Origin of the sequence: Mesorhizobium sp. M00.F.Ca.ET.216.01.1.1 (assembly GCF_004010325.2) — a bacterium.
In the GTDB taxonomy this organism is placed as follows: domain Bacteria; phylum Pseudomonadota; class Alphaproteobacteria; order Rhizobiales; family Rhizobiaceae; genus Mesorhizobium.
The window spans coordinates 1-23,418 of sequence record NZ_SADR02000009.1 but is presented as its reverse complement, the minus strand read 5'-3'; the positions used below and the strand labels follow the sequence as shown (position 1 = coordinate 23,418).

At 63.2% G+C, this 23,418-nt stretch carries 17 protein-coding genes and 2 pseudogenes; 7 read left to right on the top strand and 12 right to left on the bottom strand.

Annotated elements, in window-relative coordinates; genetic code table 11:
* Positions 1-82: 82 nt before the first annotated feature.
* Positions 83-1,690: a murein biosynthesis integral membrane protein MurJ gene (gene murJ / locus EN859_RS13640; protein ID WP_127853573.1), complete on the bottom strand. Its 1,608-nt coding sequence runs from the start codon at positions 1,688-1,690 to the stop codon at positions 83-85.
* Between the two features lie 46 nt (positions 1,691-1,736).
* Positions 1,737-4,574, bottom strand: a complete 2,838-nt coding sequence (locus EN859_RS13635) for a [protein-PII] uridylyltransferase (protein ID WP_281015611.1) — start codon at positions 4,572-4,574, stop codon at positions 1,737-1,739.
* A gap of 420 nt (positions 4,575-4,994) precedes the next feature.
* Here EN859_RS13635 and EN859_RS13625 point away from each other — a divergent pair, with 420 nt between their 5' ends.
* The 3 genes from EN859_RS13625 (at position 4,995) to EN859_RS13615 (ending at position 8,917) form a co-directional block, all read left to right on the top strand.
* On the top strand, positions 4,995-7,505 hold the full coding sequence (locus EN859_RS13625; protein WP_127853575.1) for a heavy metal translocating P-type ATPase: 2,511 nt from the start codon (positions 4,995-4,997) through the stop codon (positions 7,503-7,505).
* Between the two features lie 43 nt (positions 7,506-7,548).
* Positions 7,549-7,935, top strand: coding sequence for a DUF305 domain-containing protein (locus tag EN859_RS13620; RefSeq protein ID WP_127853576.1), 387 nt, complete (start codon positions 7,549-7,551; stop codon positions 7,933-7,935).
* 136 nt (positions 7,936-8,071) lie between these two features.
* Positions 8,072-8,917: an aldo/keto reductase gene (locus EN859_RS13615; protein WP_127853577.1), complete on the top strand. Its 846-nt coding sequence runs from the start codon at positions 8,072-8,074 to the stop codon at positions 8,915-8,917.
* 5 nt (positions 8,918-8,922) lie between these two features.
* On the opposite strand, the gene EN859_RS13610 is transcribed toward EN859_RS13615, so the two are convergent.
* The 3 genes from EN859_RS13610 to mutS all read right to left on the bottom strand — a co-directional run bounded on the left by EN859_RS13610 (position 8,923) and on the right by mutS (position 12,767).
* Complete coding sequence (locus EN859_RS13610; RefSeq protein WP_127853578.1) at positions 8,923-9,483, bottom strand: TetR/AcrR family transcriptional regulator; 561 nt, start codon at positions 9,481-9,483, stop codon at positions 8,923-8,925.
* A 5-nt stretch (positions 9,484-9,488) separates the two neighbouring features.
* The gene (locus EN859_RS13605) at positions 9,489-9,953 is read right to left on the bottom strand and encodes a nuclear transport factor 2 family protein (RefSeq protein ID WP_189501944.1); all 465 of its coding nucleotides are present in this window, start codon (positions 9,951-9,953) and stop codon (positions 9,489-9,491) included.
* A 114-nt stretch (positions 9,954-10,067) separates the two neighbouring features.
* Positions 10,068-12,767 (bottom strand): DNA mismatch repair protein MutS, encoded by a 2,700-nt coding sequence (gene mutS, locus EN859_RS13600; protein WP_245525561.1) that lies wholly within the window; start codon positions 12,765-12,767, stop codon positions 10,068-10,070.
* Positions 12,768-12,908: 141 nt separating this feature from the next.
* On the opposite strand from mutS, the gene EN859_RS13595 reads away from it, so the two are divergent.
* Positions 12,909-15,188 carry an NADP-dependent malic enzyme gene (locus EN859_RS13595; RefSeq protein ID WP_127853580.1) on the top strand — a complete coding sequence of 760 codons (2,280 nt, stop codon included), beginning with the start codon at positions 12,909-12,911 and terminating at the stop codon, positions 15,186-15,188.
* Between the two features lie 69 nt (positions 15,189-15,257).
* Here EN859_RS13595 and EN859_RS13590 read toward each other — a convergent pair whose 3' ends face one another.
* The 3 genes from EN859_RS13590 to EN859_RS13580 all read right to left on the bottom strand — a co-directional run bounded on the left by EN859_RS13590 (position 15,258) and on the right by EN859_RS13580 (position 18,716).
* A complete protein-coding gene (locus EN859_RS13590; protein ID WP_127853602.1) occupies positions 15,258-16,382 on the bottom strand; it encodes a porin in 1,125 nt (374 codons plus the stop codon).
* A 380-nt stretch (positions 16,383-16,762) separates the two neighbouring features.
* Complete coding sequence (locus tag EN859_RS13585; protein ID WP_127853581.1) at positions 16,763-17,485, bottom strand: antitoxin Xre/MbcA/ParS toxin-binding domain-containing protein; 723 nt, start codon at positions 17,483-17,485, stop codon at positions 16,763-16,765.
* A 238-nt stretch (positions 17,486-17,723) separates the two neighbouring features.
* Positions 17,724-18,716 carry an adenosine kinase gene (locus tag EN859_RS13580; RefSeq protein WP_127853582.1) on the bottom strand — a complete coding sequence of 331 codons (993 nt, stop codon included), beginning with the start codon at positions 18,714-18,716 and terminating at the stop codon, positions 17,724-17,726.
* 244 nt (positions 18,717-18,960) lie between these two features.
* Between EN859_RS13580 and EN859_RS13575 the strand changes: the two genes are divergently transcribed.
* The 3 genes from EN859_RS13575 (at position 18,961) to EN859_RS40470 (ending at position 20,874) form a co-directional block, all read left to right on the top strand.
* Positions 18,961-19,863 carry an EamA family transporter gene (locus EN859_RS13575; protein WP_127853583.1) on the top strand — a complete coding sequence of 301 codons (903 nt, stop codon included), beginning with the start codon at positions 18,961-18,963 and terminating at the stop codon, positions 19,861-19,863.
* A gap of 69 nt (positions 19,864-19,932) precedes the next feature.
* Complete coding sequence (locus tag EN859_RS13570) at positions 19,933-20,634, top strand: sulfate transporter family protein (RefSeq protein ID WP_127853584.1); 702 nt, start codon at positions 19,933-19,935, stop codon at positions 20,632-20,634.
* Positions 20,635-20,706: 72 nt separating this feature from the next.
* Positions 20,707-20,874 carry a hypothetical protein gene (locus tag EN859_RS40470; RefSeq protein ID WP_292442199.1) on the top strand — a complete coding sequence of 56 codons (168 nt, stop codon included), beginning with the start codon at positions 20,707-20,709 and terminating at the stop codon, positions 20,872-20,874.
* A gap of 199 nt (positions 20,875-21,073) precedes the next feature.
* Here EN859_RS40470 and EN859_RS13560 read toward each other — a convergent pair whose 3' ends face one another.
* From EN859_RS13560 to EN859_RS13545, 4 genes and pseudogenes are all read right to left on the bottom strand, one after another.
* Entirely contained in the window at positions 21,074-21,304 is a 231-nt protein-coding gene (locus tag EN859_RS13560; RefSeq protein ID WP_127853585.1) for a hypothetical protein, read from the bottom strand.
* Between the two features lie 118 nt (positions 21,305-21,422).
* Positions 21,423-21,725 (bottom strand): hypothetical protein, encoded by a 303-nt coding sequence (locus EN859_RS13555; protein WP_127853586.1) that lies wholly within the window; start codon positions 21,723-21,725, stop codon positions 21,423-21,425.
* 134 nt (positions 21,726-21,859) lie between these two features.
* Positions 21,860-22,072 (bottom strand): annotated as a pseudogene (locus EN859_RS13550) (transposase); the annotation flags it as partial.
* 451 nt (positions 22,073-22,523) lie between these two features.
* A pseudogene (locus tag EN859_RS13545) lies at positions 22,524-23,418 on the bottom strand (transposase); the annotation flags it as partial.

The window sequence follows — 23,418 nt, the reverse complement described above, 5'->3', positions numbered from 1 at the left end:
CCGTTTCGCGCGCGGCGAAAGTCTTTCGACGGCGCGCTTATGGACGAAGCCGGCGATGGGATCAAGACCAGCATTGCGCCGTCTATTCGTCCGGCTCGGGTCTAGCCGCCGATGGCGCAGCTTTTGCCGTTCCCCGCTTGACGTTGCGCCGGATCATGCCGAAATCGGCGCCGCCGGTGACGAAGGCGGTGATGAAGTAGAGCACCGCACCGCCGCCGACGAGCAAGAGAAGCGTGACCGCCTTGGTCACCAGCGGCGAGCCTGAGCCGAGCCTGGCGGCGAACCAGTGCTCGGCAAAATAGAGCGCCGCCGCCATCACCGCCGCCGACAGCACCAGCCGGGGGATGCGTTTCATCAGCGGTACGTCTCGGCCCCAATGCCCGCGCCGGATCAGCACGCCGAGCAGCATCAGTGCATTGACCCAGCCGGCGACCGCGGAAGCAACAGCGATGCCTGGCGCGCCCATCGACGGGAACAGCGTCAGCGCGGTGGTGACGTTCACTCCCACCGAGATGGCGGCAAAGATCATCGGCGTGCGCGTGTCCTCGCGGGCGAAATAGCCGGGGGTGAACGCCTTGATCAGCACGAAGGCCGGCAAGCCCAAGCCGAAGATGGCCAGGATCGCCGCCACCACCGGCGTCGAGTTGTTGGCGGCGAACGCCCCGCGCTCGTAGACCAGCCGCACGATCGGTTCCGACATGACCAAAAGTGCCGCCGCCGCCGGCAAGGTCAGGAACAGCGTGAACTCGACCGAGCGGTTCTGCAGATTGGCCGCCTCGATCAGATTGCCCGATTTCAACGCCCGCGATAGTTCCGGCAACAGAACGATGGCGACGGCAACACCGACGACCCCGAGCGGCAACTGGTAGATGCGGTCGGCATAGGCGAGCGACGACACCGCGCTGTCCTGCGCCGACGCGATCGCCGTGCCGATCAGCTGGTTGATCTGGGTGATGCCGCCGGTGATCGCCGCCGGCAACGCCAGAATCAGCAGACGTTTGACAGAAGGCGTCATCTTCGGCCGGCGGAAACCGATCGAGATGCCGGCATGGCGCACCGCTACCCAGACGATTGCCAGCTGCACCAGCCCTGCCGCCAGCACGCCCCAGGCCAGCCCGAAGCCGACGGTGCGGGCATCCGAGCCCCTGTACCAGGCATAGGCCAGCACGGAGATCAGGATGACGTTGAGGAACACCGGCGCCACCGCGGCGGCGAAATAGCGGCGCAGCGAATTCAGCATGCCCGCCATCATGGCACCGAGCGACATGCAGATCAGATAGGGAAACATGGTGGTCGCCAGCGCCACCGTCGTCTCGAATTTCCCCGGCGTGTCGGCAAAGCCCGGCGCCACCAGGTAGCGCACGATCAGCGGCATCGCCAGTTCCATGGCAATCGTCAGCGCCAGCAGCGCCGTGAACAAGACGCCGAACACTTCCTCGGAAAAGCGCTTGGCGCCATCGGTGCCGTGGGTCTCGATCTCCTTGGCAAAGAGCGGCACGAAGGCGGCGTTGAAGGCGCCTTCGGCGAACAGCCGGCGAAAGGTGTTGGGAAACTGGAAGGCGGCGTTGAAGGCGTCGGCGACCGGCCCGGTGCCCAGCGCTGCCGCCATCAGCATCTCGCGGCCGAAGCCGAGGGCGCGGCTCATCAGCGTGCCGGAAGCAACGGTGGCAAATTTTTTGACAAGGCTCATGCGTAGGGAGACTGCCTGCAGGATTGGGACAAATAAATGGTGACGCTCACTCGGCCGCCGCCTTGGCCTTGCCGCCGCGCTCGGGCGTGGTTCCTTCGAGCACCCCGATAAGCCGGTTGTGGATAGTCGCCGTACGCGTTGGGCTGTCGATCTTCTGGCCGGTGAGGTCGGTGACATAGAAGGTGTCGATGACCTTTTCGCCAAAGGTGGTGATGTGCGCCGATGCGATGTCGAGCGACAGGTCGGACAGCACGCCCGTGATCTCCGACAGCAGGCCCGGCCGGTCCAGCCCTTCGACCTCGATCACCGAGAACCGGTTCGACAGCGTGTTGCGGATTTCGGCGCGCGGCGGAATGCGGAACACCTTGGCACCGCGCCGCGGCTTGGTGCGCTTTTCGATCATTTCGGGCAGCCAGCTCTTGCCCGACAGCACGTCTTCGATCAGCCGGCCAACGCGCTCGGCGCGCCGGCGCTCGTCCTCGTCGCGGTCGAACTCCCTCGAGATCAGGATGGTGTCCAGCGCGCGGCCGTCGGAGGTGGTGAAGATCTGCGCGTCGACGATGTTGCCGCCAGCCCCCGCGCAGGCGCCGGCAATGACCGAGAGCAGGCGCGGGTGGTCCTGCGCCAGCACGGTGATCTCGGTCACCGCCTCGAACTGATGGGTCTTGACCATGGTGGCAAGCTTCTTGCCTGCTTGGTCCGCCTCGCGGATGAATTCGGCATGGCGAAGCTGGTCGGCGAGATCGACTGTCAGCAGGTAGTTCTCGTAGTGCTTGCCGACATAACGCTTGCGCGCCTTTTCCGGCCAATCGGCAAGCGCCTCGGCCAGCTTTTCGCGAGCGGCCGCCGTCCGCATCGCCCGCGACACTTCCGAAAACCCGCCGGTCAAAAGCAATTCCGTCTCGTAGTAGAGCGTGCGCAGCAACTGCCCCTTCCAGCCGTTCCAGACGCCTGGGCCGACGCCGCGGATATCGCAGACGGTAAGCACGAGCAGCAGCTTCAGCCGTTCGGCCGACTGCACGATCGAGGCAAAATCCTCGATGGTCTTGCGGTCGTTGAGATCGCGGGTCTGCGCCGTCATCGACATGGCGAGATGGTTCTCGACCAGCCAGGCGACCGTTTCGGTGTCGGCCGGCGAGAGCCCCATATGCGGGCAGATGCGCCGCGCGATCCGGGCGCCCGCTTCCGAATGGTCCTCCGGCCGTCCCTTGGCAATGTCGTGCAAGAGCACCGCGACATAGAGCGCCTCGCGGCTCTTCTTCAGCCCGGGCATCAGCGAGTGCGCAAGCGGATGGATCTTTTCGCCGTCGCCGCGCTCGATCTCGGCCAGTACGCCGATGCAGCGGATGAGATGCTCATCCACAGTATAGTGGTGATACATCGAGAACTGCATCATGGCGACGATCTTGCCGAAGTCGGGGATCAGCTTTGCCAGCAAGCCCGCCTCGTTCATGCGCCTGAGGTTGAGTTCGGCGTTGCGGTCTGAGGTCAATATGTCGAGGAATAGCCGGTTGGCTTCCTCGTCGCGCCTCAGCGCTTTGCCGACCAGGCCGAGCGAGCGGGTCAGCAGCTTCAGCGCGTCGGGATGGAATTCCAGCCCGTGCTTGTCGGCAAACCAGAACAGCCGGAGAAGATTGACCGGATCGCGCTCGAACACCTGGTCGTCGGCTATGTTGATGCGGTGGTTGTCGACGATGAAATCGCTGGTGCCGGCAAGCTTGCGCTTGCGCCGCGAGAAGGTGAGGAAGATGCGGTTGAAGCCCGGCACGTGCTTGGCCTGTTCCTCCTCGAGCGCCGCGCAGAAGATGCGGGTCAGGTCGCCGACATCCTTGGCGACGAGGAAGTAGTGCTTCATGAAGCGCTCGACCGCCGACAGGCCGGGATGGGTGGTGTAGCCCAGCCGCTCCGCAATCTCGCGCTGGATGTCGAAATGCAGCCGTTCCTCGGCCTTGCCAGTGAGGAAATGCATGTGGCAGCGCACGGCCCACAGGAAATCCTCGGCCTTCTGGAATTCCCTGTATTCGCCGTCGGTGAAGACGCCCTTGTCGACAAGTTCCTCGCCGGTGCGCACCCGGTAGAAATATTTGCCGATCCAGAACAGCGTCTGCAGGTCGCGCAGGCCACCCTTGCCGTCCTTGACGTTGGGTTCGACGAGATAGCGGCTTTCGCCGGCCTTGGCGTGGCGCTCGTCGCGTTCGGCAAGCTTGGCCTGCACATATTCGGGTCCGGTCGTGCGCACCACCTCGTGGTCGAAGCGCAGCAACAGCTCGTCATAGAGCTTCCGCTCGCCCCACAGGATACGCGCCTCCAGGATCGAGGTGCGGATGGTGATGTCGGTGCGCGACAACCTGAGGCATTCGTCGATGTTGCGGGTGGCGTGGCCGACCTTCAGTCCCAGATCCCACAGCATGTAGAGCATGTATTCGACGATCTGCTCGCCCCATGGCGTCTGCTTGTAAGGCAGCAGGAACAGCAGGTCGATGTCGGACCCCGGCGCCAGCGTGCCGCGGCCGTAGCCGCCGACCGCAACGACGGCCATGCGTTCGGCCGACGACCGGTTCTTGACGCGGTAGACATGGGTCGCGGCGAAATCGTAGAGGGCGCGGATGATCTCGTCCATGAGATGCGACAGCCGTGCGGCACAAGCGGTACCGCTGCCGTCGTCCTTCAGCATGGCCTCAGTAACCTTGCGGCCGTCGGCAAGCCTGCCCTTGAGAAGCTGGAGAACGCCGCTGCGAACGGCTTTTCCAGAACCGTCGCCCGCCGTGGCGGCGGTTAGCGCGGTCATCTCGCGGCGCAAGACTTCGCCGTCGATCAGTTCGTCGAGTTTCAGAGATATTCTTGCCATATGCGCAGTCGGCTTTGCCTTTTTGGCGGCGTCTATAGCGCGTTTTCACGATTCTGGGTATGGGGCGGGCGGACACGTTTTCCAAGGTCGTCGAATGGGTACGACCTTCTCCTGCCTGAGCCGGCAGAGGTCCACAGCCTGTTGCGCTATCCGTTTGATCTCGATCCTGATTCTGTTGACCGCCATTTTCTCGCGTTCTTTAGCGGTGCCGTTTGCGACATATGGGCGAGCCTATCGCGGGATCGATCGAGGTTGACGATTAGGCGTTTATTTTTGAGCGGGATCAATGCGGTTGGGGCCCGGTGGTGTCCATCGTGTGGCGATGCAATTGCGTGCGGATTTTTCAGCGCATGCAGTTCGGCGCCGCCGACGGCCTAAAAATTCGATACTGCCCCTTGACCTTCCAGTTACTGGAAGTACCACCTCATTGACATCGAGACCAGCGAGGGCTTTCCAATGGCGCATTCCGACCATGACCATCACGCGCAAGCCGCTGGCGGCTGCTGCTCGGCGAAGAGCACTCCGTCTATCGCGGACGCCGTCGTCCGCGATCCGGTCTGCGGCATGACCGTCGATCCCGCCGCCGGCAAGCCGACGGCCGAGCATGGCGGCCACCTCTACCATTTCTGCAGCGAAGGCTGCCGCTCGAAATTCGTCGCGGAACCGGAAAAATATCTGACGGCCACCGATCCCGTCTGCGGCATGAGTGTCGACCGCGCCACCGCCAGGCACTTTTCCAGGCACGAGGGCCAAGGCTTCTATTTCTGCTCGGCCGGCTGCAAAGCGAAATTCGAGGCGGAGCCGGCAAAATATCTCGGCGGCAAGCCGGAGCCGCAGGCGATGCCGAAGGGCACGCAATACACCTGCCCGATGCATCCGGAAATCATCCGCGACAAGCCCGGCGCCTGCCCGATCTGCGGCATGGCGCTGGAGCCGATGGGCGTGCCGACCGGCGACGAGGGTCCGAACCCGGAACTGGTCGATTTCACCAGGCGCTTCTGGGTCAGCGCCGTGCTGTCCGTGCCATTGCTGATCTTCGCCATGGCGCCGATGCTCGGCCTGACGTTCAGCGGCTCTATCGACGATCGGGCCAAGGTCTGGGTGGAATTGGCGCTGGCCAGCCCGGTGGTCTTGTGGGCCGCTTTCCCGTTCTTCCATCGCGGCTGGGAGTCGGTTCTCAACCGCAGCCCCAATATGTGGACGCTGATTTCGCTTGGTGTCGGCGCTGCCTATCTCTACAGCGTTATCGCGACGCTGTTTCCGGACATCTTTCCGCATCAGTTCCGCGGTCACAATGGGACCGTGCCGGTCTATTTCGAGGCGGCCGCCGTCATCGTGGCGCTGGTATTCCTCGGCCAGGTTCTCGAGTTGCGCGCTCGCGAACGGACCGGCTCGGCCATCCGCGCGCTGCTCGACCTTGCGCCGAAGACGGCGCGGCGGATTGGCGAGGACGGTTCCGAGAACGACGTGCCGCTCGATACCGTCAAAACCGGCGACCGTTTGCGCATCCGCCCCGGCGACGCCGTTCCAGTCGACGGCATTGTGCTCGAAGGCCGCTCTTCGGTCGACGAATCGATGATTACGGGCGAACCGCTGCCAGTGGAGAAGACCGAAGGCGACGCCCTTACCGGCGGCACGCTCAATAAGAACGGTTCGCTGATCATGCGCGCCGAAAAGGTCGGCGCCGAGACCACGCTGGCGCGCATCGTCGAGCTCGTCGCCAAGGCGCAGCGCTCACGCGCGCCGATCCAGGGCCTGGCCGATCGGGTCTCGTTCTATTTCGTCCCGGCCGTCGTGCTGGTCGCGATTGTCGCTTTCGTCGCCTGGGCGATACTCGGCCCCGAGCCCAGCCTGATTTTTGCCATCGTCTCGGCGGTGTCGGTGCTGATCATCGCCTGTCCGTGCGCGCTGGGCCTTGCCACGCCGATGTCGATCATGACCGCCACCGGGCGCGGCGCACATGCCGGCGTGCTGATAAAGGAGGCGGCCGCCCTCGAACGCTTTGCCTCGGTTGACACGCTGATCATTGACAAGACCGGCACGCTAACCGAAGGCCGGCCGCGACTGACCGATGTTGTTGCCGCCAAGGGCATCGCGGAAAATGATCTGCTGGCATTGGCCGCCACGTTGGAAAAGGGCTCGGAGCATCCGCTGGCCGAGGCGATCGTCGAAGGTGCCGGCGAACGCGGCCTGAAGATCACCGATGCCAGCGAGTTCGAGGCGGCCACCGGCAAGGGCGTTTCCGGCACGGTGTCGGGAAAGAAGGTGGCGCTCGGCAATGCCGCGATGATGGCCGACCTCGGTATCGACACTGCATCCGTCTCGACCAGAACCGAGGCGCTGCAGGCCGAGGGCAAGACGGTGATGTTCGTTGCCGTCGACGGCAAGCTGGCCGGCACCGTTGTCGTTGCCGACCCGATCAAGGCGACGACGGCGGAGGCGATCAAGGCGCTGCATGACAGCGGGCTAAAGATCGTCATGGCGACCGGCGACAACGAGCGCACGGCAAAGGCCATCGCGGCAAGGCTTGGCATCGACGAGGTGCGTGCCGGCCTGCTGCCGGAACAGAAGGGGGCCTTGGTCGAGGAGCTGCGCGCCAAGGGCGCCGGCGTCGCCATGGCCGGCGACGGCGTCAACGATGCGCCGGCGCTTGCCGCCGCCGACGTTGGCATCGCCATGGGCACCGGCGCCGATGTCGCAGTCGAAAGCGCCGGGATCACGCTGATCAAGGGCGACCTCAACGGCATCGTCCGCGCCCGCACGCTGGCCCAGGCGACGATCCGCAACATCCGCCAGAACCTGTTTTTCGCCTTCCTCTACAACGTGCTCGGCGTGCCGGTCGCCGCCGGCGTGCTCTATCCGCTCACCGGCACACTTCTGTCGCCGATGATTGCGGCGGCGGCGATGAGCCTGTCCTCGGTTTCGGTCATCAGCAACGCGTTGCGGCTGAGGACGTTGAAACTCTGAGCCAAATCCCCAGATAGAAATTCGTTCAAAAAGGAGATCGCGAATGACCTTGGCCAAGAAGATCGTGTTGTTGCTGATGGCGGCCGGAATGCTGCTGGCTGTTTTTCTCGAGAGCGTTCCGGCGCAGTCGCAGGAGATGAAACACGACATGGGCGCCATGGCAACGGACAATCCTTCGACCGACGCCTACAAGGCGGCGATGGACAAGATGCATACCGACATGATGGCGATCGAATATTCCGGCAATGCCGATGTCGACTTCGCCCGCAGCATGATTCCGCATCACCAGGCAGCGATCGACATGGCCAAGGTTCAGCTCGCCAACGGCAAGGATCCGGAAATGCGCAAGCTGGCCGAAGCGGTGATCACTGCGCAGGAAGCCGAGATCAAGCAGATGCAGGCCTGGCTCGCCGCTCATCCAGTGGAGTGAGCGTAGCGCATACCCGCGTCCGAAATGACGCACGCGCTGTAACGGCGAAGCACAAACCGGGAGAGGCCTTCATCTGGATTTCTCCCGGCATCTATGATGCCATGCCAGCGATCGCGCGGCCGCCCGGGAGTATATCATGCCGACAACCATGAGAACGACCACGCTGCCCTCGGGCGAAGCCGTTCCGGTGCTTGGTCAGGGCACGTGGAACATCGGCGAGGATTTCAGTCGCCGCGCCGACGAGGTGACGGCCCTGAAGCTCGGGCTGGATCTCGGAATGACGCTGATCGACACCGCGGAAATGTATGCCAGCGGTGGTGCCGAGGAGGTGGTTGCGGAGGCCATTGCCGGCCGCCGCAACGATACCTTCGTGGTCTCTAAGGTTCTGCCCACCAACGCTTCGCGCACGGGCGTGCCGGCGGCTTGCGAAAAAAGCCTGAAGCGCCTGCGCACCGATCGCATCGACCTCTATCTGCTGCACTGGCCGGGCAGCGTGCCGCTGGCGGAAACGGTCGAGGCGTTCGAAGCCTTACGAAGGGCGGGCAAAATCCGCCACTGGGGCGTCAGTAATTTCGACACCGACGAGATGGAGGAACTGACCCGTCTGCGCGCCGGCGGCAACGTACAGACCAACCAGGTGCTCTACAATCTGTCGCGACGCGGCATCGAGTTCGATCTGGCGCCCTGGAGCCGGCAGCGCGGCATTCCGCTGATGGCCTACTCGCCGGTCGATCAGGGCGTATTGGCGCGCAACGCGAAGCTCGAAGCCGTTGCTGCCCGCCATGATGCCACGACCGCCCAGATCGCCCTTGCCTGGGTGATGGCGCAGCCCGGCGTCATCGCCATCCCGAAGGCCAGTAAACAGGAGCATGTGCGCCAGAACGGCGCCGCGCTCGACGTCAAGCTCACATCGCAGGATTTCGCCGATCTCGACCGCGCCTTCCCGCCGCCGACGCGCAAGCGCGGGCTGGAGATGATCTGAGGCGTCTAACCAATAGCCAACCGCGCCCGCTCTCGTTGCAGGGCGCGTGAAAAAACCGCCGTATCATCGAAGGCGCGGGCAAGGGTGAGCGCGCCTTGGATTGCGGCGACAGTTTCTTCGGCAAGGTCGGCCGCCTGCGCCTCGCCACGCCCAGTACGTTTCAGTGCCTCGGCAAGGTGAGCCACCCAGCGGCTGAAATAGGTTTTTATCTCCTTGGCAAACAGGTCGCGCGCATCGTCCAGCGCAAACGCGCCGACGAGACAAACTCGCCGTCCGGAACGGAAATAGTGGTCGGTCGCCTGCAGCATGCGGCTAATGCCCGCGCGCGGCTCCTGCACGTCCTGCAATGGCGCGAATACATTGGTTTCGAACCAATGATCGATATGGGCTATGACGGCCGCCGCCATCTCCTCTTTCCCGCCAGGGAAAAAGTGATAGAGGCTCCCCTTGCCAAGCCCCGTCGCCTGGCCGATCAGGGCGAGGCTGGCGCCCTCATAGCCGTGTTCGCGAAAGACCTCGGCCAGGATGGCCAGCAGGCCGTCGCGATCGGGCGCGATCCGCCGCATGGCTTCTACAGTCCGAGCTCCGAAAGCCCTGGATGGTCGTCGGGCCGGCGGCCAAGCGGCCAATGGTATTTGCGGTCGCTCTCGGCGATCGGCAGGTCGTTGATGCTGGCCAAGCGCCGGCGCATCAGGCCTGCGTCGTCGAATTCCCAGTTCTCGTTGCCGTAGGAGCGGAACCAATGGCCGCTGTCGTCGTGCCACTCATAGGCGAAGCGGACGGCGATGCGGTTGCCGTTCCAGGTCCACACTTCCTTGATCAGGCGATAGTCGAGCTCGCGCGCCCATTTGCGCGTCAGGAAGCCGACGATCTCGTTGCGGCCGGAGAGGAACTCAACGCGATTGCGCCACACACTGTCCTCGGTATAAGCAAGCGAAACCCGTTCCGGATCGCGGCTGTTCCAGGCATCCTCGGCCAGGCGCGCCTTCTGCGCCGCGGTTTCAGCGGTGAAGGGCGGCAGTGGCGGACGGCTCATGGCATTCTCCATCGGATAGTAGCTCCCCGGTACGGCCTGATGGGAATTGTACCGAACGGTACAATGATGTCAAGGCGGATTGCAGGCTGAAACGGCAGCGCTATGGCTTTGCCACTAGCCCTTCAGTCGGTAGAGCGCTTCCAGCGCCTCGCGAGGCGTCATCTCGTCGGGGCTGATCTCGTCGAGCGCTGCGCTCAGCGCGTCATTCTTTGCCGGCTTCGGTGCCTCTCGTTTCACCGCCACCGAAAACAGCGGCAGATCGTCGACCAGCCGGTTCGCCTTGCCCGAAACCTCGCCTTCTTCCAGTTGGTGCAGCACCTCCTTTGCCCGGCCGACCACCGCTTCCGGCAGCCCGGCCAGCCGCGCCACCTGCACGCCATAGGAGCGGTCGGCCGCACCCTTGCCGACCTCATGCAGGAAGACGACATCGCCTTCCCACTCCTTGACCCGCATGGTGACATTGTGCAGTCGCGGCAGTTTCCCCGCCAGCGCCGTCATCTCGTGGAAATGGGTGGCGAAGATCGCCCGGCAGCGGTTCTTCTCATGCAGGTATTCGACCGCCGCCCAGGCGATCGACAGGCCGTCGAAGGTGGCGGTGCCGCGGCCGATCTCGTCGAGGATGACCAGCGCGCGTTCGCCGGCCTGGTTGAGGATCGCCGCCGTCTCGACCATCTCGACCATGAAGGTCGAGCGGCCGCGCGCCAGATCGTCCGACGCGCCGACGCGCGAAAACAGCCGGTCGACGACGCCGATATGGGCTGATGTCGCCGGCACGAACGAGCCGGTCTGGGCAAGGATGGCGATCAGCGCGTTCTGCCTGAGGAAGGTCGACTTGCCGCCCATGTTGGGGCCGGTCAGCAGCCAGATAGCGCCGGCCCTCGCATCGCCCTCCGGCGACAGATCGCAATCGTTGGCGACGAACGGGCCTTCGCCCGAACGCCGCAGCGCCTGTTCGACCACCGGATGCCGTCCGCCCGAAATCTCGAAGGCAAGGCTCGCGTCCACCAGCGGCCGGCACCACGCCTCGCTTTCGCAAAGCAAAGCAAGCGCTGCCGATACGTCGAGCACGGCAAGCGCTTCGGCGCCGGCGCGGATTTTGTCCGCCTGGCCGACCACTTCCGCCGTCAGCGCGTCGAAGGCGGCAAGCTCTATGCTCAATGCCCGGTCGGCGGCATTGGCGATCTTCGATTCCAGCTCGGCCAGTTCGGTGGTGGTGAAGCGCATGGCATTGGCCATGGTCTGGCGATGGATGAAGCGCGCCTTCGCCCCATCGTTGTCGGTCATCGCGGCATGGTGGTTGGCGGTGACCTCGATGTAGTAGCCGAGCACATTGTTGTGCCGGATCTTGAGCGAGCGAATGCCGGTCTCGTCGATCAGCGAACGCTCAAGCCCGGCTATCACCTTTCGCGATTCGTCGCGCAGCGCCCGCATTTCGTCGAGCTCGACGTGGTAGCCGGAGCGGACAAACCCGCCGTCGCGCTTGAGTAGTGGCAGTTCGTCGCTCAGCGCCTGCGTCAGATGCTCGGCCAACGCGTGTGGCAGCGCCTCGATTGCCGCCAGCGCCGCTGCCAGCTCCACGGGCAGCGCAGTCGCCCTGAACAGTTCGGCAATAGCGCCCGCCGCCTCGAAGCCGGCCCGCAGTGCGCCGAGATCGCGCGGTCCGCCGCGGTTGAGCGCCAGCCTGGACAAGGCGCGGGGCATGTCGGCGACGCTCTTCAGCCTCGCCCGCACCGACTGGCACAGGCTTGTCTCCGAACGGAAGAACGATACCGAGTCCAGCCGGGCACCGATTGCCGCCGGATCGGTCAGCGGCGCCATCAGCCGGTCGGCGAGCAGCCGCGCGCCGCCGCCGGTCACCGTGCGGTCGATCGCCTTGAACAGCGAGCCGTCGCGGCTGCCGGACAAGGTGCGCAACAGCTCCAGATTGGCGCGCGTCGCCGGGTCGATGAACAGCGTCGAACCTTGCTCCTCGCGTTCCGGCCGCGACAGCGGCGGCCGCTCGGCCTTCTGCGTCTTCTCGACATAGGCGATCACCCCCGAGATCGCCGACAGCTCGGCGCGGGAGAACGTGCCGAAACTGTCCGGTGTCGCCACCTCGAAGAAGCGCGCGATGCGTCCCGCCGCCGAAGCCGAATCGAACAGCGACGGCGGCTGCGGGTTGGCGACGCGACCGAGCACGTCGAACACCGGCTTCAGCTCGGGGTCGTAAAACACCGGCTCGGCGACAATCAGCTCGCGCGGGTCGACGCGGAAGACGTCGGCGAGCAGCCGGTCGGCACTGGTCTCGGCGACGCGGAAGGCGCCGGTCGAGATTTCGATCCAGGCCAGGGCGAAGGCATGATCGCTGTTGCCTTTCACCCGTCCCAGCGCCATCAAAAAACTCGATTCCGACGGCGCCAGCAATTTATCCTCGGTGATGGTGCCGGGCGTCACCAACCGCACCACGTCGCGGCGCACCACCGATTTGCCGCCGCGTTTCTTTGCTTCCGCCGGATCCTCGATCTGCTCGCAGACGGCGACGCGGAAGCCCTGGCCGATCAGCTTCTGTAGATAATCGTCGGCCGCATGCACCGGCACGCCGCACATCGGGATATCGAGGCCCTGGTGCTTGCCGCGCTTGGTCAGCACGATGCCGAGCGCCCGGCTCGCCTTTTCGGCATCGTCGAAGAACAACTCGTAGAAATCGCCCATGCGGTAAAACAGCAGCGAATCCGGGTTCGCCGCCTTGATCTCTATATACTGCTCCATCATCGGCGTTGCCGGCGCAAAGGCCGGCGTGGCGTTGTCGCTGCGAATGGGCGTTTCGTCGTTCAAGAAACTGCTTCCGAAAATTTCCAAGCCATCTGCTTGGCGGTTTACAGCGGCGAAGTGTAGCCTTAATCCCGAACGTTCCACAAAAGAAAGCACTGCACCCGTCACAACGAGGTGCCGCATGGGCGAGGAAATCAAGGCATCATGGCCAGGAAAACCGAAAGCAATGGCCCCTCCGTCAGCGCGCAGGAGGCGTTGGAATTCCACGTCATGGGCCGCCCGGGCAAGCTGGAGATCGTCGCCACCAAGCCGATGGCGACGCAGCGCGACCTGAGCCTCGCCTATTCGCCGGGCGTTGCCGTGCCGGTACGCGCCATCGCCGAGGACCCGAGCCGCGCCTTCGACTACACGACGCGCGGCAACATGGTCGCCGTCATCTCCAACGGCACTGCCATCCTCGGTCTTGGCAACCTCGGCGCGCTGGCCTCCAAGCCGGTGATGGAAGGCAAGGCGGTGCTGTTCAAGCGCTTTGCCGATGTCGATTCCATCGACCTCGAGGTCGACACCGAGGACGCCGAAGAATTCATCAACTGCGTACGCTTCCTCGGTCCCTCCTTCGGCGGCATCAACCTCGAGGACATCAAGGCGCCGGAATGCTTCATCATCGAGCAGCGGCTGCGCGAGTTGATGGACATCCCGGTCTTCCACGACGACCAGCACGGCACCGCCATCATCTCGTCCGCCGGCCTGATCAATGCGCTGGAGATCACTGGCCGCGACATGAAGACCACCAAGATGGTCTGCAACGGCGCCGGTGCCGCCGGCATCGCCTGCATCGAGCTGATGAAGGCGATGGGCTTTGCGGCGGATAACATCATCCTGTGCGACACCAAGGGCGTCGTCTTCCAGGGCCGCACCGAAGGCATGAACCAGTGGAAGTCCGCCCACGCCGTCAAGACCGAGGCGCGCTCGCTGGCCGAGGCTCTGGACGGCGCCGATGTGTTCCTCGGCCTCTCTGCCAAGGGCACGTTGACGACCAAGATGGTGCAGTCGATGGCCAAGAATCCGATCATCTTCGCGATGGCCAACCCCGACCCGGAGATCACGCCCGAGGAAGTGGCCGAGATTCGCACCGATGCCATCATGGCCACCGGGCGCTCCGACTATCCGAACCAGGTCAACAACGTGCTCGGCTTCCCCTACATCTTCCGCGGAGCGCTGGACGTGCGGGCCACCACCATCAACGATGACATGAAGATCGCCGCCGCGCGTGCGCTCGCCGAACTGGCGCGCCAGGACGTGCCCGACGACGTCGCCGCCGCCTATCAGGGCATGCGGCCAAAATTCGGCCCCAACTACATCATCCCGGTGCCGTTCGACCCGCGCCTGATCTCGGCCATCCCGATCGCAGTGGCAAAAGCCGCCATGGAATCCGGCGTCGCCCGCAAGCCGATCCTCGACCTCGATCGCTACGCGCAAGAACTCTCCGCCCGCCGCGACCCGATCGCCTCGACGCTACAGCGCATCTACGACCGCGTCCGTCGCCAACCCAAGCGCATCGTTTTCGCCGAGGGCGAGGAGGAGCAGGTGATGCGCGCTGCCGTCTCCTATGTGAACCAGCGCCTCGGCACCGCCATCCTGCTCGGCCGCGACGATGTCATCAAGGAGAACGCCAGGAGCGCCGGCATCGACCTCAATAAGCAAGGCATCGAATTCATCAACGCGCGGCTGTCGCGCCGCAACAGCGTCTACACCGACCACCTTTACGAGCGCATGCAGCGCAAGGGGTTCCTGTTCCGCGACTGCCAGCGGCTGATCAACAACGACCGAAACCATTTCGCCGCCTGCATGGTGGCTTTGGGCGATGCCGACGGCATCGTCACCGGCGTCACCCGCAACTATTCGACGGCACTGGACGACATCCGCCGCGTCATCGACGCCAAGCCCGGTCACCGCGTCATCGGCGCGTCGATCGTGCTCGCGCGGGGTCGAACAGTAATTGTTGCCGACACCGCCGTGCACGACATGCCGAATGCCGAGCAGATCGCCGACATCGCCGAGGAGGCGGCCGGCTTCGCCCGCCGCATGGGCTATGAGCCGCGGCTCGCCATGCTTGCTTATTCCACCTTCGGCCATCCGCATGGCGAGCGCTCCGAACGCATCCAGGAGGCGGTGCGCATCCTCGACAAGCGGCGCGTCGATTTCGAATATGACGGCGAGATGGCCGCCGACGTTGCGCTCAACGCGCGTGCCATGGCGCAATACCCGTTCATCCGGCTGACCGGCCCGGCCAATGTGCTGGTCATGCCGGCATTCCATTCGGCCTCGATCTCGACCAAGATGCTGCAGGAGCTCGGCGGCTCGACCGTCATCGGCCCGCTGCTGGTCGGCTTGAACAAGCCGGTTCAGATCGTCTCGCTCAATGCCAAGGATTCTGACATCGTCAACATGGCGGCGATCGCGGCCTATACGGCGGGGGCTTGAGGAACCCTCCGCAGTGAAACGGCCCCCAATTTTCGCTGCGGGCCGTCTTTTATGCTATTACTCGAACTATCAGAACGAGCGCTGAAAGCGGAGAATGCCGCCGATGCTGTTTTCCTTGTCGGCTTTGGTAAAGTTGGTGACAGTATCTTCGCCAAGATGCAAGTAGTCGACTTCGGCCGTGGCTTTGAGACCTTTAACGATTTCATAGGCGATGTTTGCTGCAACGCCGAAGTTCTTGCCTTCGTCATAGGAGAGCTGGGCGTTGAAGGAGGTCTTCTCGTTGATGGTGTAGGTGCCACCACCCCAGACTGCCCAGTTGCCACTCCACTGCTTGTAGAAGCCGCGGCCGTGGGCGTCGATGATGTTGCCGGCGTCATCCGTGAGGTTGTCGTCGGTGCCGTAGCCGCCCATGATGAACAGTGACAGGTTGTCCATGGGCTTGACGTCCAAGCGAACCTTGCCGGCCACCTCTTCGTAGTTGCTGTCATAAGCAACGACGCCGGTGATCGCACCCCAGCCCTGCGTGTACTTCACGCCGCCGACGACATGCGGAACATAGCTGTCGATCGTGCCGATTTCGCCCGAGCCTTCTTCCAACGAAACCACGGCCGAGAAGCCGTTGCCGGCGTCGAAGTAGTACTGGACGACGTTGGTGTCGAAATCGCCGTAGGGAACCAGCGTATCCTGGATGACGTTGCCGGCGTAGCCGATAAACGTATCGAAGGCCGATTCGTCCTTACCGACGCGGAGACCACCGAGCTGGATCCAGGCGAATTTCACCGAGACGCCCTTGTCGAAGGCAGCATTACTGGTTGCGGTGTTGCCGAAGTTAAAGCGCATTTCAGTGTAGGTCTTCAAAGTGCCGAGCTCGGTTTCCTGGCCGGTCCAGGTCTTGAAGGTGAAGCGGGCGTTCTTCTTCCAAGTGTCCTGGACATCGCCGTCCTGACGGTCGGTTGCTTTGGCACCGTCGAACGAGCCAATATCGCCAGCGCCGATGTCATAACGGACATAGCCGCCGATGCGCAGGCAGGTTTCGGTGCCGGGGATATAGAAGTAGCCAGCGCCGTAGACGTCGCAGATCTTGACGTATTCGGCCGGTTCCGGCTCGGCGACGACGACCGCGTCGGCAGCACGCGCGCCGGTGACCGCGACCAGGGCCGCAGCGGAGCCGAGAAGAAGCCTCTTGATGTTCATTTTCTGTGTCTCCAGACAAAAGTTAAAAACGGGTTTGATATCTTTGCTGAAGGGCAAGCATTGCCGCCCCGTCCCCACTGTTGAAAAAGATGCGCAGCGCGCCGCTTCTTCGAACTCGACATGACCCATGCGGTGGCCGCGTTCAACAGAGATCGTGGCGAAAAATTGATTTTCAGAGTCTTATATAAGTATTGTTGCGTAAATATCACGCAATCTTCGAACAGTACTGCACAAACTGCACAACTTGTACAAATGAAACGCTTCTCTATATTTGCGCGAATCGAAATAGTGCCAATTATAACTGCTTTCCGAAAATGTTTGGTTGGCTAATTTACAGCAGGGCAACCGATTGCCAATTGGTTGAATTCAGCCAGAAAAAATCAAACCGATGAAAACGCGCGTGCGGCCGGCACCACGTCCCGCACCAAGTCCTGCCTGAGCATTTCAATCGGGATGCGGCCGTCGAGCTCGGGCGAAGGGCGGGTCAGCCAGAACCATGCAAGCCTCGGATTGGCGATCGCGGCAAGCACCTCGCTTATTCCCGGAGCCGGCCTGCCGTCGACGAACTGGGCCAGGGGGAAGACATGCTTGCGGCCGCCTTTGCGCAAGGCAATAACCTCGTTGCGCCTTTGCCAGCGATGCAACGTCGAGCGCGGTATGCGAAAATTCTCTTCCAGATAGGTCGAACCGGCGACCCGCCCCGCCCAGTCCTCGATCAGCATCGATTCGAGGTCGTCGGCGCGATTTCGCAGGTTTTGGGGGGTGGGTCTTCTGGTGTCGTTTGCCGGCATCAAGGCAGGGTTTTCATCTATGCCGGCGGCAGCTGTCGCGCTGCGACGTGCGGCCTCGGCTGCCAGCGCATGGACGAATTCCGACGCCAGGCCAGCCAATTCGCCCTGGATAGCCTCGATGGCACGTTGGTGCGTTGGCGGAAGGAAAGTGACGGCGGCGGCAACGCTGCCGGCAATCCTGCTGGCCGAGATCAGGGTCGGTGCGTTCATGTTGGCGTCGTGCTGAACCAGCGCACGTTGCACGGCGCCCGCGACAAGGCTTGCAACCGCATCCTGGGAAATCATGTCTGACGGGCTTTGAAATTTGGTCATGCGTCTGTCTTGCAGGCCGCACGCTCTCCTCCCGAGGCGCGGCCGGTTGTTGAATTGCTATCGCCGGAAATTACAGCAGATGCAGCGATCTGATCGATTTCTGTCTTGCATCGTTGCCAAGCCCCCCACAAATGGCTCGATCGCCCTCGGCTTTCGCGATGAGGCTCCGGAACGTTCGATTGCGTGTAGGTGCGATGTGTGACAGCCGCGCGACGGTTGGCGGCAAGAAGCGCCCGTTCTACAACAACCCCGCCTGCTCGGCCTCGCGGCGCAGATTCTGCCGTGGCCTCGGCCCGATCTGCTGGATGACCAGTCCGGCCGCCAGCGAGCCAAGATCCCCACATGCCTGCAAGTCACGGCCGGTCGTATAGCCGTAGAGGAAACCCGCGGCATAGAGGTCGCCGGCGCCTGTCGTGTCGACCAGTTCCCTGATCGTCGTCGCCTCGATGGTGACGGTCTCGTCGCCGCGTACGATGACCGAGCCTTTTTCCGAGCGGGTCACGGCGGCAATCTTGCAGTCCTTGCGGATCTGGGCCAGCGCCACGTCGAAGGAGGCGGTCTGGTAGAGCGACTTGATCTCGTGGGTGTTGGCAAAGACGATGTCGACGGTGCCCGAACGCATCAGGTCGAGGAACTCGTCGCGATAGCGGTCGACGCAGAACGAGTCCGACAGGGTCATCGACACTTCGCGCCCGGCGGCGTGCGCGAGCCTGGCCGTCTGCCGGATTGCTTCCTTGGCGCGCGGCGGGTCCCACAGATAGCCCTCGAAATAGGTGACCGCGGCGCCGGAGGCCTTGTCTGCCTCGACGTCCTCCGGACCGAGCTCGATGCAGGCGCCGAGATAGGTGTTCATCGAGCGCTCGCCGTCCGGGGTGACAAAGATCATCGAGCGCGCCGTCGGCGGCTCGCCCTGCAGCGGCTTGGAGTCGAAGGCAACGCCCTGGGCGTGGATGTCATGGGTGTAGATTGCGCCTAGCGGGTCGTTCGAGACCTTGCCGAAGAAGGCGGCGCGTCCGCCGAAGCTGGCGACGCCCGCCGCGGTGTTGCCGGCGCTGCCGCCCGAAGCCTCGATCGCCGGCCCCATGCGGCTGTAGAGCAGCTCGGCGCGCCTTGTGTCGATGAGGTTCATCGCGCCCTTGATGATGCCGTTGGTCTGGAGAAACCCCTCGTCGCACTGGGCGATGATGTCGACAATGGCATTGCCGATGCAAAGCACGTCATAATCCGGCATCAATGTCTCCGCCTCAAAACCGTGCCGGCTTTCTGCCATGCCGGCCGGGCGCCGGTCTAGCGATTTGGAGCGGCTTTGCCTAGAGCGGGATCAGCAAAACAGGTCTGGCGCACACCGCACAACAGCCTGGCGCATACCGCACGACATTCTGTCAGATACCATTAGGTCGCGATCGAAACATATCTTGCGTGGCTTACCTACAAAGGTGGTAGCCGATCAATGTCCCCGAAGGTGCCAGCCGGCCATGCCCACAAGAACCGACATGAAGACCGAGCTGGTGCTCCTCGTTGCGCTGGCGCTGCTCTGGGGCGCTTCCTACACCTTCATCAAGATCGGCGTCGAGACGATCCCGCCGGTAACGCTGATCGCCGCCCGAACCTTGATTGCGGGCGGAATTCTTTTCGCCCTCATTCGCTGGCGTGGCCTGGCCCTGCCGATCGATGCTGCCAACTGGCGCCGTTTCGCGTTCCAGGCATGCCTCAACAGCGTTGTTCCGTTCACGCTGATCGCCTCGGCCGAGCGCTCGCTGGATGCCGGCCTGGCGACGATCCTGAATGCCACCTCGCCGATCTTCACCTTCCTGCTGGCCGCGCTCATCACACGCCACGAGCCGGTGACCCTGCGCAAACTGTTCGGCGTCGGCGCGGGCATGTCAGGAATATGCCTCATCATCGGCACCCAGGCGCTTGGCGGTCTTGGTCACCAATTGCTGGCGCAGCTTGCCGTCGTCGCGGCGACGATCTGCTATGCAGGCGCGGCCATTTTCGGTCGCGGCTTCAAGGGCCTCGATCCGATGATCCCGGCCGCCGGTTCGATGCTTTGCGGCGCAGCGATGCTGGTGCCGCTCAGCCTCGCGTTCAACCGGCCCTGGACGCTGGCGCCATCGACAAGTTCGATCCTTGCCCTGCTTGGGCTTTCGGTTTTTTCGACCGCTCTGGCTTTTTGCATCTATTTCCGTCTCATCCATACGCTGGGTTCGGTCGGCACCACCTCGCAGGCCTATCTGCGCGTGCCGATCGGCGTCGGCATCGGCGCCGTATTCCTTGGCGAAAGTCTTGGTCCGACGGCGTGGTGGGGAATGGCCCTTGTCGTTGCCGGCGTGGCGGCGATGACCATTCCCGCCCGCCAGGTGACGCTTGCGAGGTAGGTCGCGCTTGTGGCCAATCCTGTCTCCGCCTATTTCGGAGATGTCTCACGCTTAGGGTTTGGAAACGCCGTGATACTCGACGCCGCCCGCGCCGCCGCAAGCCGGCTGTTCTCGCCCGAATTCCGCTCGGTGTTCCTGAAGACGCTTGGGCTGACCCTGCTCGCATTGGCGGCGCTCTGGTTCGCGATCCGCAGCCTGTTCGAATGGCTGGCCTTGCCGTCGATCGATGCGCTGCTGCCTGGCCTGCCGTTCTGGGCCGGGTGGCTCGGCGCAATCGTCGCCAGTGTAGGTCTTGCGCTGGGACTGGCACTGTTTGTCGCGCCGGTGACGGCGATCGTCGCCGGCCTGTTCCTCGACGATGTCGCCGAGGCGGTCGAGCGCACCGACTTTCCCGGCGACCCGCCCGGCCGCGCCGTGCCGGCGCTGCGCTCGCTGGTGCTGGCGACAAGATTCTTCGGCGTCGTCATCCTCGGCAACATCGTCGCCTTGCTGCTTCTGCTAGTGCCGGGCATCAACATCGCCGCCTTCTTCATCGTCAACGGCTACTTGCTCGGGCGCGAGTTCTTCGAATTCGCCGCCATGCGCTTTCGCCCGGAGGCCGAAGCCAAGGCGTTGCGCAAGGACCATTCTGTCACTGTGTTTCTCGCCGGGCTGGTTATTGCCGCCTTCCTCGCCGTACCGCTGCTCAACCTGCTGACGCCGCTGTTTGCCGCCGCCATGATGGTGCATTTGCATAAGGCGATCTCGGAGCGGAAGCGGCTTGATGCCTGATTCCTTATGGGCTCATAAGCGCGCAGCCACATCAAGCCAGGCTATCCTCAGCAGAACGGCCGCCACAAGCGCATGCATCTGACGCTCGAGAGGGAAACGACCCGACCGCCCGGCATGAATGGCCTGCAGCAGCAGACCCGCCTTGACACTTTCGCAAGCGAATTCAATACCGAAAGGCCGCACGAGGCACTCGCCATGAATACTGGCCGCTGTCTGTACGCTATCTTCAAGAGCCTATGAGGGGCTGCCGGATGTGGACTACCCTGCCCACGACCGCGACATCCTCGTCACCGCCAGCGTTGCGCCCACGCCGGTTTTCAAGACCGAGGCCTTAGCTAAAGCGCGTCGCGACTGAACGGATTCATGCGACGCGCTTTAGGTTATTGCTTTTATGTATGTCGTTGTCCCAAAACCGCTGCGCACTTTCGAGCGACATGCACTAATGCGCGGTTCCCGCGACCTTTTGCCGACGAGACCTGACCGCCTCCAGCAGTTCGCGCTCGCTGGTGTGAGCATTTCGAAAAATGGCCACAACCATCACCGCCAAAATTTCGGTGTCCGGATCCAAAGGGTCGAGCTGTTCATCCGCGCAGACCTGATCGAACACGCGTTCGCAAATATCCAGATCGTGAGGACTGAGGCAGGTGCGATTGAAACGCCGACGCAGCATCTGTGCGAACCTTTCAGGGCCCGCTGCCCGTGCTTTGCGGCGGGCTTTTTACTGATGAACCACTGAGGCGAATGGAATGCTTAAGTGACAATATCGTCCGGAGTGTATTGTAATCAGTTTACTCGGCGCCTGATGATTGCACTGTTAAGAGTCCCAAAATTTGCGCGCACTCGCGAGCTTTATACTGGCCAGCGATCATCAATCGGTGGTAATCTTCCCGTTTGTGTTCCGGGATATGAAAACCACGCCGAAATTCCGCCGCCTCCTTCGGGCTTCGAGTGCAACCAAGTTTACTGGCGCTGACTTTTAAACTCGCCAGTGAGCATCCGATCTTGGCAGCAATATCTTTCAGCGGTTCGTTATTAACGTATCCATCAAGGATTATCTTGCGTCGGGCTTCGCTTTTGAGCTTTGCGTTCATTTCGGGGGGCTCCTCAACTACGCATTCACAATGCGCGATTCTATACGCACCAAGTTGAAGATTGTCGTTGGCTTCGCATCCAGAAACTTTTCTCGGAATGCATTTTCTTACTGTAATTCAGCGTGATACCGCTTCACGCCAGCCCGGCGCCAACGAACGAAGCGATTGTAGCAGGTGGTATGAGGACCGAAGCTCTCCGGCAGATCGCGCCACGGCGCACCTGATCGCAAGACCCAGAAGATGCCGTTGAGGATACGGCGGTCGTCGACGCGGGGAACGCTGCGTGGCTTGTTCGGGAGCATCGGTCTGATGACGCTCCATTCGTAGGTGCTGAGTTCATATCGCATGATCGTGCTCCGATTTTTTTGGGGGAGCTGGAACGACACTTCCGGAGTCTGCGTCAAAGCGGACGCGACAGCGCCGCTTAGTTACTTCGCAAATTGTGATGGGTTTCGGATGCCGGCCATCCACGTGTTGGCCTGGCGCCGGGGCCGGCGCCCGAAAGCCTCCAGGGAAGGAACCCGCGGGATGGAGGCTCGGTTCCGGCACTATGGGGATTTAGCGTTTGTGCTTGGTGTGTTGTGGTCGAAGTGATGCGGCTGGCGGAAGGGAATGACGCTGTTGACGACGGATCCAGCCTTGCGGATGCGGCGCATGCCGGGGCGTTGTGGTTGCCGGACGGGCGATTTCGGCGTGGCGAGCTGTGAGGTTCGTGTTGGCGGGCGCCGGCGCACGAAGCCGCCCATCCGGCGACGATGAGGTCTCTCGGCAGGGATGATGCGCGGTGATGGTGGGTCGTCATGGCGTTGGGGCTCCGCTTGAAGAGCCCGAAGATGGCGGTGCTCGGGGGTCGTTGCCGCGCTCGAAGATCTCGATGATGATCATGCGCCCGCCGCAGCATGGACACGGCGGCCGCCAGTCGGTTGGAGCGGGCGCATCGGCGCTATCGGATCCGCCGGATTCGGCCTTGGGCTGGGGCGCGGCGAGAAGCTCGCGAGCGCGCGCGATGTTGGTCTTGGCGTGCGCGCTGGCAAGCAGCCCATAGTGGCGGATGCGGTGGAAGCCCTTGGGCAGGACATGGAGCGGCGGATGAACTCGGCCGGCTCGAGCGTCATGGTCCGGTAGCGCTCCTCCCCGTTGCGACGATAATCCTTGACGCGGAATGTGACGCCCGCCTCGTTGAGCGCGATCAGCCGGCTGTTGGAGATGGCGACGCGGTGGGTATAGCGCGACAGGTAGGCCAGCACCGCCTCGGGTCCGGCGAAGGGCGGCTTGGCATAGACGAACCAGTTCTTCTTCTTGAGCGGTGCCAGGAATTTAGCGAAGGCGCGAGGCTCGCTTAAGCCCGCATGATCGCCGAAGAACTGCAGCTGCCCGGCAGCATGGGCCTCAGTGAGCTTCGACAGCAAGAGCCGTCGGAACAACTTCGACGGCACGCGCACGGGCAGGAAGAAGCCGGGCCGGCAGGACACCCAACGCTCACCATCGAGCGCGATGCCGCCACCCGGCACGATCATGTGGACATGCGGATGATGGGTCATCGCCGAGCCCCACGTATGGAGGACGGCGGTGATGCCGATGCGGGCGCCGAGATGTTTTGGATCGGCGGCGATGGTGAGCATGGCTTCCGAGGCGGCGCGGAACAACAGGTCGTAGATCACCGCCTTGTTGGGATAGGCGATGGCGGCGATCT